This is a genomic window from Candidatus Sarmatiella mevalonica (assembly GCF_016751895.1).
Classification (GTDB): domain Bacteria; phylum Pseudomonadota; class Alphaproteobacteria; order Rickettsiales; family Rickettsiaceae; genus Sarmatiella; species Sarmatiella mevalonica.
This window is the reverse complement of the sequence record NZ_JACVVM010000036.1, coordinates 1-13,022: the sequence shown is the minus strand read 5'-3', so window position 1 is coordinate 13,022 and position 13,022 is coordinate 1. Positions and strand designations below refer to the sequence as shown.

The window sequence follows — 13,022 nt, the reverse complement described above, 5'->3', positions numbered from 1 at the left end:
GCAGATAGGCTTTATGTTTAACATTGACGAATCAAGAGTGAGCCGGATTATAAAGAAGCTAGAGCCGCTTATGGCTGGTCTAGTTGCAATTGAGAAGAATCGAGAATTAAGTTACGAAGAGGCGGCCCAGCTAATTGATGTTACTGAGCAAATAATAGAAAAGCCTATCAAAAAACAGAGAGAATATTTTTCAGGCAAAAAAAGGAAGTATACGTTTAAAACAGAAATAAGGGTAAATTCATTTGGACAAATTCGCAATGTTTCGAAATCATATAAAGGCAGGGATCATGATTTTAAAATTCATAAAGCTAGTGATCCTTTGCCTATTGAAACAAGGGTTTATGCTGATTCTGGCTATCAGGGCTTAAAGAAAAAACATAATAATGCTAAAACGCCTATTAAGCAAACAAAGAAAAAGCCTTTAACTTACTGGCAAAAGAAATACAACCATATTGTATCTAAGAGACGGATCAAGGTTGAGAATATTATTGCAGAGCTAAAGAATTTTCGTATTTTATCTCATAGATATCGCAATAAGCGTAGGGGTTATAATCTAAAGTTTAATATTGTTGCTGGAATTGTTAATTTCAAAAATGATTTCGTTAATAAATTACTTGCCGCTTGATGCTAAAATAGACCTCTTTCGAAACTTGCTCATGATGAGCAAATGCGAGGAGTATACGAAGCACAGAGCCGCAGCGTACATGAAGTACGTGAGGACTTGCGCATCGGAGCGACGAAGCAGTTGCCATCAGGAGCGAGTTTCGAAAGAGGTCTAATAATCACGAACAACCTTCTTCACCCTTCACATTGGCTCATTGTTAATTAAATACTTACGCAAGAGGTCTAATATGTCATGTCATCTTTAATAAGGGTTATTGCTTTCACTTTACTCCCTCTTATATTTAATGTCATGCTCTTTTTATACTATTTTAGCTATAGCTTTAATTATTTCCCATTGTTCATCTCTTAAATCATATAACATCTTAGCCTCATCATTACTTGCCAAAAAATATTATAACATAAAATATCCCATCTTAGCGCGTTTCTGAAGGATTAGATCTATATATAATAATTAAATGCGCCGCTGACTAAATGCTTTTAGTCGCGCTACTTGCCTATGCAAAAACTACTAAAAATTTCATCCAACAAATCTTCTACGTCAATTTTACCAATAATTGAATGTAAACATTGACTTGCTATTCTGAGTTCTTCAGCATCTAGTACTAAATCTTCAAAACGCACATTAGATAAACTATTTAACGCCTCTTTCATCGCTCGCCTTCTACATTCGTTCACTACTATGAGATCATCTTGAGTATATAATATTTCTTGCGCCTTCTTTGTTAGATGATGATGCAGTTGCTCCAACCCCTTGTCGTTCTGAACGGAAGTATGAATTAAAACGCTTGGGGGTAAATTCACGCCTGAGCATAGCATCTGATGTGAGTTTTGGTCTAGCAAATCTATTTTATTAATTAAAATAATGGCCTTTGATGGGTCAATGATTTCTGATGCGAAGTGGAGGAAGTTTTGGGGGTTATTGAGGTAGTCCTGCGCATTATATAGCAGCAGTTGTATGTCGGCGTCTTGTGCATAGCGCTTTGCCTTTTCTATACCCTTTTGTTCAATGAGGTCGGTAGAGCAATGCCTAATGCCAGCGGTATCTTGCAGAATAAATGGATATCCACCAATATCTAGCATAGACTCTACGACATCTCTAGTAGTGCCTGCTATTTCTGATACTATCGACACCTCACGCTTACTTAAATAGTTGATTAGCGTAGACTTACCGGAGTTTGGCTTGCCTAGAATAGCGATTTTTAAACCGTCTCGTAGTTTTTGCGCCTGCCACTCGTCGTTTATATGTTTAGTGATGCTATCTTGCACAGCGCGTATTCTTGTTTCTACTTCTTGCATATGCTCCGGCGCTATATCTTCGTCTGGAAAGTCGATATAAGCTTCTATTAATGCCATGGCTCTAGATAGTTGATAGCGCAAGTTCTGATAGAACTGGCTCACCTGGCCATTCATTTGTTGGGTAGCATAGTGATGCTGCGCGAAAGTCTGAGCTTCTATGAGGTCATGTATGCCATGCGCCTCTATTAGATCTAGTTTACCGTTGAAAAAGGCGCGTTTTGTGAACTCGCCTGGATGAGCTATCCTCACGTCATCACGTTTGCTAAATATTTCATATAGCATTTTACTCACGGCTCTGCTGCCATGAGTGTGTAGTTCTACGATATCCTGCCCATTAAAGCTGTTTGGTGCTTGAAAGTAGAGTATCAGCGCTTTATCTATCAGCGTTTGCTTAGCCTTATGGTCTGGCAAATATTGTGCAGGATGATATAAATCTTTATAATAAGCATATCTAGGCTTAGGATTAAAGTGAGGGTCTAGGAGGAGGGCGCGTAGCAAAGCAAGGCTGTTTGAGCCGCTAATGCGAAAAACCGCTACACCAGATTTACCGCTTGCCGAACTTTGCGCAAATATAGTATCTGTTGTGTTGATATACATCTTTGAGGAGGAGTTAAAATCAAACGTCTTGTTGTTCTATATCTTCGTCTTCTTGCTCAACATCTCCATCATCTTCGATTAACGAAACAGACACCACGCAGTCTCCTTGGTCTAACTTGAATAAAATAACGCCAGATGTATTTCTGCCGCTAATTCTTACCGCATTTAATTTACATCTAATTAGTTTACCTTGGTCTGTAATGAGCATGAGTTCGTCGTCTGGTTTTACTGGCATAGCGGCAATCACGCTGCCTATTTTAGAAGTTAGACTCATATTTAATATGCCGCTACCGCCCCTATCTGTGATGCGATATTCATAGGCGGAGGTTTTTTTACCAAAACCATTGCTAGAAACGGTAAGTATGAATTGCTCTTGCTTCGCTAGCAATAAAATAGTTTCGTGAGGTAGTTCTGACTTTATGTCAGGCCCAATGCGTTGCTCTTGGGCAATTTTAATTCTTTGTTCCACTGGAATGGCAAGATAATCTTCTCTCTGAGCTATAGAACAGCGCGCTGACCCAGTGAGTATCGTCATAGATATCACCTGATCGTCAGACTGTAGCTTAATGCCACGCACGCCATCTGAAGTTCTACTCTTAAATACTCGCAAGGCATTAATGGAAAACCTTAGCGCTTTGCCATTTTTAGTGGCTAACAGGATATGATCTTCATCTTCGCATACTTTCACATCTATTAACTTGTCATCTGCATCTAATCTAATTGCGATTTTGCCATTAGAAGGGATGCGAGCAAAATCCGATAGGTCATTACGTCTAATATTTCCTTTGGCAGTAGCGAAAATTATAGACTTGATCTTATTACCATCATTGCTCAATGATTCATGCGATGCATGATCTATGCTATCATCGGGGCCAGCTGAGATATCATCATTAGAGTTGTTTATATCTTCATTTAGTTCTTGTTCTTCCAGATTAGTCCCGGGTTTAATCTGGTCTGGCATTGGCATGATGTTAGTAATGCGCTCGTTTTCACCGATAGCTATTAAATTCACCATAGGCCTACCCTTGCTGGTTGGGGTGCCAAGGGGGAGTTTGTATAATTTTAAACTATATACCTTTCCTTGATCGGAGAAGAAGAGCATGGAGGTATGAGTATTACCAACAAACACTTGCGTTGTCACATCTTCTTTTTTCATATTTAGGCCAGACCTACCCTTGCCACCGCGTTTCTGCGCCTTATAGGTATCTAGCGGTACGCGCTTGATGTATCCATTAAAGGTGACGGTAACTACCATTTCTTCCCTTGGTATCAAGGCTTCCACATCGTTTTGCCATGTAGCAGAGTCGATATAAGTTAAACGTGGTTTGGCAAATTCATCGCGAGCAGCCATTAGTTCCGATTTCACCACCTCTAGGAGGCGAGCTCTGGAGCCAAGTATTTCTAAATAATCTATAATTTCTTTGTGTAGCTGATCTAATTCATCTTGCAATTTTTGCTTCTCCATCCCCGTGAGTCTTTGCAAGCGCATCTCTAAAATGGCTTTGGTTTGCTCTTCTGTTAGCGTGAGGGTAGAATTAGAAAGTAAACTTCTATCATCGACCGCCTGAATGAATGATGCAATTTCGTTCACGTTCCAAGGCGTGCTCATTAAAATATTGCGAGCCTCTTGTTGGTCTGATGCAGTCTTGATAATTTGTATCACTCTGTCTATGTTAGAAATAGCAACATACAAACCTATTAATAGGTGCACTCTATCTCTGGCTTTGTTTACCGCATATATTGTGCGTTTTGTTACCACAATTTCTCGAAACTTCACAAATTCCGAGATAATCTCCAATATATTCAATACTTTTGGTATACCGTTGACTAGAGCGAGCATGATGATACCGAAGGTAACTTGTAAGGAACTAAAAGAATAGAGTTGATTTAAGATAACATCAGACATAGCATCCTTCTTTAGCTCTATTACAACCCGTACGCCTTTTTTATTAGACTCATCTCTAATATCACTGATGCCTTCTATTTTTTTATCACGCACCAACTCGGCGATTTTTTGTATTAATTTAGATTTATTCACTCCATATGGCATTTGAGTGATGATGATGGCTTGCCTATTGCCGGATTCTTCTATTTCCGTCGCTCCTCGCACTACTATAGAACCTCTACCTGTAGAATATGCAGAAAACAGGCCGCCTAAACCTATCACAATTCCGCCGGTAGGAAAATCTGGCCCTTTAATTATCTCATATAATTGAGGGATAGTGATTTCGGTATTTTCTATATATGCACAGCATGCATCAATCACTTCTCCTAGATTATGAGGTGGAATATTAGTTGCCATACCCACCGCAATGCCGCTGCTGCCGTTAACCAGAAGATTTGGAAAGCCAGCCGGGAGAACGGTTGGTTCCGACTCTGATCCATCATAGTTTGGAGTAAAATCAACCGTTTCTTGTCGAATGTCCGCAAGTAGGTAATGGGCTGCCTTTGCTAGGCGCGATTCCGTATACCTCATAGCAGCAGGTGAATCGCCATCCATCGAGCCAAAGTTGCCTTGCCCATCTACTAGTGGTATGAGCATGGAGAAGTCTTGCGCCATACGCACTAGCGAGTCGTAGACCGCACCTTCGCCGTGTGGATGGTACTTACCTACTACATCACCTACGATTCTTGCGGATTTTTTATGCGCCTTGTTAAAGTCATACCCCCCCTCAAACATTGCGTAAAGTATACGTCTATGCACTGGTTTTAATCCGTCTCGCACGTCAGGTATGGCTCTACTTACTATTACGCTCATGGCGTAGTCTAGATACGAGGTTTTAATTTCGTCTTCTATATTGATAGGGTAGAAGATGTGTTTTTGGTCTATATCTATTTCGTCCACAACTATTATACACTTGTAGGTTTATTGATGTAGTATATTATCTATAACGCCAACGCATTAGTCAAGAGTTCGCCAATTTAACGCCGATAAAAAACTCTATAACAGAGATTGCGTTAATGTAGTGATGATGATACAATGTTTGCGTGTTGTGGATGATGAGTGTTGTATAAATTGTATATAGCATGGGTTTGTGTTTGGTAAAAAGACGCAGTACTTGAAAGATTTATATTTAGAATATACTTTTATTCGATGATGGACTAGTAGGACAAGATTAACTTTATAGGATTTGCGCCGCATTATTCGGCTTTTTTGAAGTAATGGAAGTTTTTATAGCATTTGTTAAGAACCTAGGCGTTAAAAGATTGGTTGCTGTTGGGGCTGGTGTATTAACGTTCATAGTGCTTGCAGCAGTTTATTTTATCAACGCGCAAAGCAAAAATATGGTTGTTCTGTATTCCGATCTAGATGCTAAGGATAGCAGTAGCATAATACATGAGCTTGAGTTGAAAGAGGTGCCGTTCAAAGCTTCTAACGACAACGCGGTTATTAAGGTTCCCCAAGACTCCGTGTCTAAAGTGCGCGCTGATTTGGCGCAGATGGGGCTGCCTACTAAGGCTGTGAGAATAGGCTACGAAATTTTTGATCAAGAAGAGAATATAGGAACCACTAGCTTTGCTCAAAATGTTAAAATGATGCGTGCTTTAGAGGGCGAATTGAGCAGGACTATTTCTGCTTTTGCTCAAGTTGATAGTGCGCGTGTGCATTTGGTGATACCTCAGAGAGAAGTGTTTTCGCGTGAAAAAACTCATCCGAGAGCTTCTATAGTATTAAAACTACAAAAACAAGCTCAGTTGAGTAAAGGTGAAGTGGATGCTATAGCTCATTTGGTCGTAACTTCCGTTCCGAATTTAGAAATGAGAAATATTACCATAGTGGATACTAAAGGTAAGGTTTTTAAATTTGGATTGAAGGATGAGGATGCTGAAAATGAGCTAGATCTTGGAAAGAATGAGGAATATAGAATAGCCTACGAGAATAGATTGAAGGAGGTAATAGAAAGCATCCTGCAAGAATCTATAGGCGTTGGTAAGGTTAGAGCTCATGTTTCTGTAGAGATGAGTTTTGATAAAACTGTGGTCAATTCCGAAATATACGATCCAGATGGCGCAGTGCCTCGCTCTGTGCAGTATAAAGAGGAGAAAGAGTCTACAAATAGCAGTGATAGTGAATTAGATATCTCCGCCTTGAATAATTTGCCGGGTGAAAATGCCGCAATAGATGGGCAAGGAGCTTTGTCTAACAGTCAAAAAACTAATCAAATTACTAATTATGAGATTTCTAGAACCATCAAAAACCACATAGCAGAGCAGGGTGCTATTAAAAAAATTTCCGTGGCGGTGCTGGTGGATGGTTCGTATCGCATGAATGCCGATGGCCAACGCGAATATATTGCAAGGTCAGAGGAGGAGTTATCAAAAATTAGAAATCTGGTATGTGGCGCAGTTGGATTTAATCAGAAGCGTGATGACAAAGTTGAAGTAGTTAATATGCGCTTTGAATCTGATGAAATAGAAGTTATTGAAGATGAAGAGGATGTAAATTGGTTCAAAAAGGCTATGCCAAGTTTAGTGCAAAATTCATTATTCGCAATAGTAGTAGCTATTATTTTAATAGTTGTTGTTAAACCATTTGTATTAGGAGTAATACAGAGTTATAAAAAAGATGATGCATCGATAACAAATATGAACTTGTTGACGCGAACGATGCAAAATAGGGTGAGCGTGACCGAACAAGCGCAAGTAAGTCGTGAACAAGAAGATGAAATGCTAGAGTCGGAGATTCCTAAAATAAAAAACAAAAAATATCACGGTTTAGTGAATATGTTTAATTCTAATCCCGAAGAGTTTATATCAGTGATAAGACGTTGGTTGCACGAGGAATAGCGAACTGCATGGAAGAGAATAAAAATATTGTTGGCATTGCCCGTGAATTAGAAAGATTAGGGGGCGTGGGTAGAGTTGCTGTTTTGCTACTTTCTTTGCCAGAAGAGATAGCAACCAAAGTAATGTCTATGCTTTCTGAAGACGAAATTAAAGAAATTGCTAGGGGCATGTCTAGCCTTGGCTATGTTCGAGGAGAAGTTGCCGAATCTATATTGAATAAATTCAAAACTGATTCTTTAGAAGTGCGTGAGTGCATGGGAAATGTAGACACTGTGCGCAAGCTACTTGAAGGTGTGGTGGACTCCACGCAGATGCAAAAGATTTTGCAGGACATTCAGGGAGCGCGCGCAAGCACTACTTGGGAAAAATTGACTAATGTGTCTGAAGAAGTATTAGCAACTTATCTGAAAAAAGAACATCCTCAGACTGCTGCGCTCGTGCTGTCTAAAATTAACCCTATGTACGCTGCAAAGGTACTAACTTTGTTTCCAGAAAGTTTATCCTTTGATGTACTTAAACTTATGCTTTGTATGAGCGATGTTAAAAAAAATATTTTACAGAATTTAGAATCTGTGCTCAGAGCGGAGTTTACTGGCAATGTGATGCGTGATGCTAAAGTTGATGATGTATATTCTGTATTAGCGGAAATATTTAATAATTTTGACAGAAGCGCTGGTGCAAAATATATGAGTTTATTGCAGGATGCGATGCCAGATGCAGCTCAAAAGATTCAAGATATGATGTTTACTTTTAACGATCTTGTAAAACTTAGCGATTCTAGTATTCAAAAATTACTCACGAATTTAGATAGACAAATGTTAGCCTTAGCACTGAAAGGTGCTGTTAATGATATCAAGGTGTTATTTTTTAAAAATATGACTCAGCGTGCAAGAACAGTATTGCAGAACGAAATTGATTCCTTAGGCACTGTGCGTCTTGTTGAGGTAGAAAAAGCGCAACAGAGTGTGCTGGCTGTTGCAAAGAATATGATACACACCAATCAGATTGCCATTGAATATGATAGGGTTGATCAATATATCTAGCTGAATAAAATTTAGTCTATTATTAGAAACTACTAGCTTTATTTGATTTATTACATTAGAAGTATAGAGTAAAAGTGAACATGTCAAAAAAACCTCCAGTTATTCGTGAATTTGTTTTTGAAGATTTACCTAAAGAATCTGTTGTTAATGCAGTCTTTTTACCAGAGCATGATGTGGAATTAGGTATAAGAGAGAGCTACTACATCAATCTTGACAGAGACTCCGAGGAGGCACACGATGCTGATTTACTAGTTAGCTCTCCTAATGGTGAACATCACGCAAATGAAGAAGCGGAGTATGCTGATTCGTTTCGTGATTCTGATGAGAAAAAACATAACGATGATAGTGATTTATTAGACGTAAAGAGAGATGATGATGTGGCTAAGCTATCGCACGATCAAGATTCTGCGCGGAATACTGAGTTATTAGCGGAGGGGGATAGTTATAATCAAAATTCTCATAAGGATTCTAACGATCTTAACGACGGTTCATTGGATAGTCATTCAGATGGCTCAGTTATTAAGGATGATGAAATTGCGACGAAAAACTCGCTGAATAAAAAAAAAAGTTTATTGATGACAAGAAGGACGGTAAAGATAGCGATGAGGATAGTGATGAGGATAGTGAAAATGATGAAGATGGTGAAGGGGATGATAGTGAAGAAGATGGTGAAGAAGATGGTGAAGGTGATAGGGTTGAGGATGACGAAGATAACGATGGAGACGAGGATGGCAAAGACGATGGCGTTATACTTAAAGAGTATAGAGATTTGGCCTATCGCGAAGGTTATAATGCGGCAAAGGAAGAGTATGAAAAATTATTAAATCAAAAGAAGGCTGATGATGATTTTACGTGTTTGTTAAAAAACAAAATCGAACAGTTATTTACCTCAAATGATTTAGACCATGAGGTAGCTATGTTGTGTACTAAAGTATTGATAGACATCGCTTCTAAAATACACCTAGTACTACCAGTAGACTTTGAGCAGATGCTTAGATTAAAGTTTTTAAGGACTATTAAAAAGTTTTTTACTAAGGGAAAAATGATAATGGTCGTTCATCCAACAAAATTCGAGCTAGCATCAAATATACTAAAGCATAAAGATTTAGATTTTCTTTCTGCAGAATTCTTTGATTTAACATCGGATGACGCGGTGAGTGTAAACGATTGCGTGTTAAATATAGAACACACTAGACTTGAATATAACCAAGAACAATTGTCCAAAGAAGTGAATGTTATTTTAGAGCAACTACGCGCTGGTCTTGGTGTTAAAACCGAGAGTAATGCGCGGTCTCATAACACTTCTCATTAATTTTTTTTATTAAATAATTTAGTTATAATTATAAATATCATGACAATAGACGAAGATGATTTAGGTATTGAGGCCCTATACGATGTACCAGTAGAGGTTTCTGTTGTACTTGGTAAAACCAAGATCAGCTTGGGGAAGATGTTGCAATTGAAAAAGAATGCGGTGGTGGAATTAGACCGTAGCGTTGGTGAGCCTGTTGAGGTGTATGTTAACGACAAGATGGTGGCTAAGGGGGAGATTGTGATTATTAATGATAAGATTGGTATTACTCTTACTGAAGTGGTGCAGAGTCGTGATTCCATAGATGATGATGAGGAAGATGGTCTTGTAGATGATGCGCATGGTATTTATAAAGATGAATCTTGATCTCTATATCGTAAAAATGTTACTGGATAATGAATAAAAATTGTGTTAAAATTAATTAAATCACTTACTCTTTTTTGGGTTGCGCACCTCTTTACATTACTGATATGTAGCTTTTGTTTCATTTCGTATAATGTACTTGCTGAAACTAGAATTAAGGATATTGTGCTTATTGAAGGTAGCAGAGGGAACCTTTTAATTGGTCAAGGGTTGGTGGCCGGTTTGAGTGGTACGGGAGATAATTTAGATAACGTTTTTTTTACCCAAAAAGATTTAACTGATTTTTTTGAGAGGTTGGGTGTGAGTATGCAAGGAGTGAACTTGCGTACCAGGAATATTGCCGCAGTTACAGTGACTGCTGTGTTACCCCCTTATGCGAAGCGTGGCATGAAACTCGACGCCAAAATATCAGCGATAGGGGATGCAACCAGTTTACGTGGAGGTACTCTTCTTGTGACAGCTTTGCTTGGTGCTGATGGTAATGTGTATGCAGTTTCGCAAGGGCCAGTGGTTGTTTCAGAATTTAATCCCGCGTCTAATGAGGTGCGTACGAGAAGTAAGGTAATTGAGACCTCTGGATATGTGCAGGATGGCGCAATTGTTGAGCACGAGATTGATTTTGATTTTTGCGCATTAGATAAGGTAAAATTTACTTTGTATAATCCAGATTTTAATACTTCTAAGAGTGTTGCTGACACTATAAATAACAATATTCCTGGTAATGTTGCTAAAGCTTTAGATGCTGGCACTATAGAAGTGACGATACCTAAATATAGAAAATCAGATATGGTCGACTTTATTGCGCAAATAGAACAACTCAAGATAGAACCAGATTATAGCGCTAGGGTGGTGATAGATGAAGCTAGTGGAACGGTAGTGATAGGTAGTAATGTGCGCATTAGACCTGTAGCTGTTTCGCAGGGTAATTTGATTATTAACGTAGGAGATTTTCAACCTTCATCTCTCGGACCAAATGCAAGCAATAGCAAAGTAGCTAAGGCTAATCGTTTTGTTGATCAGCAAAGAGGTTCCGGGGTACAAGAGATAAATAGTGGTAGTAACCTAAGCCAACTTGTGAACGCCTTAAATAAGTTAGGTGTGTATCCAAAAGACATCGTATCTATTTTATTCAATATCAAGGCTGCGGGAGCGTTAGATGCCGTAATAGAAGTTCGATAATAGAAAGAATCATACATGACACAAATCGTACATAATCATCAGATTCATAAAATTCAACATGAAATGCGTGACAGAAATATTACTCAGGCACCAGATCAGTTCCGAGATGCAATGCGCACGGCACAATCTAAGGTGGTGAATGAGGTGCAAGTAGTTGATGTCGTCAATCCCACTAAACTTGAGGCTTTGAGCTCTAATCATTCATCTTCTCCAAGATTTTCTCCGCTTTCTATGCGTGTTTTAGAACGTGACATTTCTTCTTCTACTAATGTAGAGCATATAGATGATGCTCGTCTTGAGAATAATATTACGGTAAATAAATCGCATTTACACTTGCCTGTTGCATCGGATGTAAAGGTTGTGGGTGATTCGCGCGAGATTATCCATCAGTTAGAACCTATACCAGAGAATGAAGACGATGTTTTTGCTTCGGATGCGGTATTGTTACGTGGAAAAAGCGTATCATTCGCAAAAATCAGAAAAGAAATGCTTACGAGACAAGAGCAGGATGCCTATGATGCAAGCATTGCATTTGCGGAGTTTTTTATTGACATGATGCTGGATATCGTGTTTAGTAAAGACAAAGAAATGGCAGCATTATGCGGTGGTTCTGAGGATGCTCGTTATTCTCGTTCAGTTGCTCGACTAAATCTTGTCGAAACTCCTGGAAGCATCTTAAATCATGAGGTGAGCACCTGCATCGCTAAAGATGTAGCGCCATTATTTTTTGAATCTTTGCTGGAAGTCGCTAATCCTAAACCTCGGCGAGATATTGAGATGAGTTAGATATAGGAAATTTTCACAATATAGTTTTGTATTATTGTATTAAGGGGGTGGTGTTTTATGATTTTCTGGACTAAAGATACGCAAATTTTACCGATATATCATCTAAAATCTGCAATCAAATACATGAAAACATTCTATAAAATTTTACAGAATGAAAATGCAGCTCTCAGATCCCAAGATACTAGGAAGTTAGTTCAATTTGCGAAACAGAAAGATGACGCTATGCGTTATATTTCATATATTATACAAAATATCAACTCTGCTCAAGATTTAGATAGAGGTGACGTAAGGGTGCGTGATTTGTTTGATAATTTGTCGCAGGTGAGAGACTCTGCTATGGTGTTGCTCAGGCAAAATACCATCTTAGCTAGAGCTAATGCTGGTTCTTATAAGCGTATTATTCGTAATTTAGAGAAGACGCAGCATCATAGGAAAAAGAGGGATAAAAAATATGAGGACATCAAGAAGGGTAAAAAGGCTAATGTATTAGTGCGTAAGTTTTTTGATGACGTAGATTGCGATTATGATACGGAAGTGGGTGATGCACTAACTAATTATTAGATTTTGTCAATTTAATTTTTTGTCACAATTTGATCCTTTGATGGTAATTGTCGCGTTATTTTTATACGAAATCTTTCGCAAAGCCTAGATTAGGTAAGGAGTAATTAGACCTGCTGCGAAAGTAAAAAAAGAAATAATAGACCTCTTGCGTAAGTATTTAATTAACAATTAGCCAATGTGAAGGGTGAAGAAGGTTGTTCGTGATTATTAGACCTCTTTCCTAACTCTACTCCTGATGGCAACTGCTTCGTCGCTCCGATGCGCAAGTCCTCACGTACTTCATGTACGCTGCGGCTCTGTGCTTCGTATACTCCTCGCATTTGCTCATCATGAGCGAGTTTCGAAAGAGGTCTATTTTAGCATCAAGCGGCAAGTAATTTATTAACGAAATCATTTTTGAAATTAACAATTCCAGCAACAATATTAAACTTTAGATTATAGTCCCTACGCTTATTGCGATATCTATGAGATAA

Annotated in this window: 13 protein-coding genes; 10 read left to right on the top strand and 3 right to left on the bottom strand. The window is 38.6% G+C overall.

Annotated elements, in window-relative coordinates; translation table 11 throughout:
- Both Sarmat_RS03860 and Sarmat_RS03855 read left to right on the top strand, forming a co-directional pair.
- On the top strand, nt 1-625 hold a 625-nt coding region (locus Sarmat_RS03860), incomplete at its 5' end, for a transposase family protein (RefSeq protein ID WP_207187034.1).
- A gap of 42 nt (nt 626-667) precedes the next feature.
- Nucleotides 668-829 (top strand): hypothetical protein, encoded by a 162-nt coding sequence (locus Sarmat_RS03855; protein ID WP_202149514.1) that lies wholly within the window; start codon nt 668-670, stop codon nt 827-829.
- 281 nt (nt 830-1,110) lie between these two features.
- Here Sarmat_RS03855 and mnmE read toward each other — a convergent pair whose 3' ends face one another.
- Complete coding sequence (mnmE, locus tag Sarmat_RS03850) at nt 1,111-2,517, bottom strand: tRNA uridine-5-carboxymethylaminomethyl(34) synthesis GTPase MnmE (protein WP_202149513.1); 1,407 nt, start codon at nt 2,515-2,517, stop codon at nt 1,111-1,113.
- 19 nt (nt 2,518-2,536) lie between these two features.
- A complete protein-coding gene (gene gyrA / locus Sarmat_RS03845) occupies nt 2,537-5,353 on the bottom strand; it encodes a DNA topoisomerase (ATP-hydrolyzing) subunit A (protein WP_410520496.1) in 2,817 nt (938 codons plus the stop codon).
- A 326-nt stretch (nt 5,354-5,679) separates the two neighbouring features.
- Between gyrA and fliF the strand changes: the two genes are divergently transcribed.
- The 8 genes from fliF to Sarmat_RS03805 all read left to right on the top strand — a co-directional run bounded on the left by fliF (nt 5,680) and on the right by Sarmat_RS03805 (nt 12,549).
- Nucleotides 5,680-7,305 carry a flagellar basal-body MS-ring/collar protein FliF gene (gene fliF / locus Sarmat_RS03840; RefSeq protein ID WP_202149512.1) on the top strand — a complete coding sequence of 542 codons (1,626 nt, stop codon included), beginning with the start codon at nt 5,680-5,682 and terminating at the stop codon, nt 7,303-7,305.
- 8 nt (nt 7,306-7,313) lie between these two features.
- Nucleotides 7,314-8,348, top strand: a complete 1,035-nt coding sequence (locus Sarmat_RS03835) for a flagellar motor switch protein FliG (RefSeq protein ID WP_202149511.1) — start codon at nt 7,314-7,316, stop codon at nt 8,346-8,348.
- Between the two features lie 80 nt (nt 8,349-8,428).
- Nucleotides 8,429-9,172 carry a hypothetical protein gene (locus Sarmat_RS03830; RefSeq protein WP_202149510.1) on the top strand — a complete coding sequence of 248 codons (744 nt, stop codon included), beginning with the start codon at nt 8,429-8,431 and terminating at the stop codon, nt 9,170-9,172.
- On the top strand, nt 9,118-9,660 hold the full coding sequence (locus tag Sarmat_RS03825; protein WP_202149509.1) for a FliH/SctL family protein: 543 nt from the start codon (nt 9,118-9,120) through the stop codon (nt 9,658-9,660). Before Sarmat_RS03830 ends, Sarmat_RS03825 begins: the two co-directional genes overlap by 55 nt.
- Before the next feature lie 39 nt (nt 9,661-9,699).
- Nucleotides 9,700-10,026, top strand: coding sequence for a flagellar motor switch protein FliN (gene fliN, locus Sarmat_RS03820; protein ID WP_202149508.1), 327 nt, complete (start codon nt 9,700-9,702; stop codon nt 10,024-10,026).
- Nucleotides 10,027-10,068: 42 nt separating this feature from the next.
- Complete coding sequence (locus tag Sarmat_RS03815; RefSeq protein WP_202149507.1) at nt 10,069-11,202, top strand: flagellar basal body P-ring protein FlgI; 1,134 nt, start codon at nt 10,069-10,071, stop codon at nt 11,200-11,202.
- A 15-nt stretch (nt 11,203-11,217) separates the two neighbouring features.
- Nucleotides 11,218-11,988, top strand: coding sequence for a hypothetical protein (locus Sarmat_RS03810; protein ID WP_202149506.1), 771 nt, complete (start codon nt 11,218-11,220; stop codon nt 11,986-11,988).
- Between the two features lie 123 nt (nt 11,989-12,111).
- Nucleotides 12,112-12,549 (top strand): hypothetical protein, encoded by a 438-nt coding sequence (locus tag Sarmat_RS03805; protein WP_202149505.1) that lies wholly within the window; start codon nt 12,112-12,114, stop codon nt 12,547-12,549.
- 161 nt (nt 12,550-12,710) lie between these two features.
- Here the strand turns inward: Sarmat_RS03805 and Sarmat_RS03800 are convergent, their stop codons facing one another.
- Nucleotides 12,711-12,869, bottom strand: coding sequence for a hypothetical protein (locus tag Sarmat_RS03800; protein WP_202149504.1), 159 nt, complete (start codon nt 12,867-12,869; stop codon nt 12,711-12,713).
- Nucleotides 12,870-13,022: the final 153 nt, after the last annotated feature.

Excerpts from the sequence above, each read along its gene's own strand:
- Sarmat_RS03855 (WP_202149514.1), top strand. The coding sequence starts at position 668 with ATGCGAGGAGTATACGAAGCACAGAGCCGCAGCGTACATGAAGTACGT.
- mnmE (WP_202149513.1), bottom strand. The coding sequence starts at position 2,517 with ATGTATATCAACACAACAGATACTATATTTGCGCAAAGTTCGGCAAGC.
- fliF (WP_202149512.1), top strand. The coding sequence starts at position 5,680 with ATGGAAGTTTTTATAGCATTTGTTAAGAACCTAGGCGTTAAAAGATTG.
- Sarmat_RS03835 (WP_202149511.1), top strand. The coding sequence starts at position 7,314 with ATGGAAGAGAATAAAAATATTGTTGGCATTGCCCGTGAATTAGAAAGA.
- Sarmat_RS03830 (WP_202149510.1), top strand. The coding sequence starts at position 8,429 with ATGTCAAAAAAACCTCCAGTTATTCGTGAATTTGTTTTTGAAGATTTA.
- fliN (WP_202149508.1), top strand. The coding sequence starts at position 9,700 with ATGACAATAGACGAAGATGATTTAGGTATTGAGGCCCTATACGATGTA.
- Sarmat_RS03810 (WP_202149506.1), top strand. The coding sequence starts at position 11,218 with ATGACACAAATCGTACATAATCATCAGATTCATAAAATTCAACATGAA.
- Sarmat_RS03805 (WP_202149505.1), top strand. The coding sequence starts at position 12,112 with ATGAAAACATTCTATAAAATTTTACAGAATGAAAATGCAGCTCTCAGA.
- Sarmat_RS03800 (WP_202149504.1), bottom strand. The coding sequence starts at position 12,869 with ATGCGAGGAGTATACGAAGCACAGAGCCGCAGCGTACATGAAGTACGT.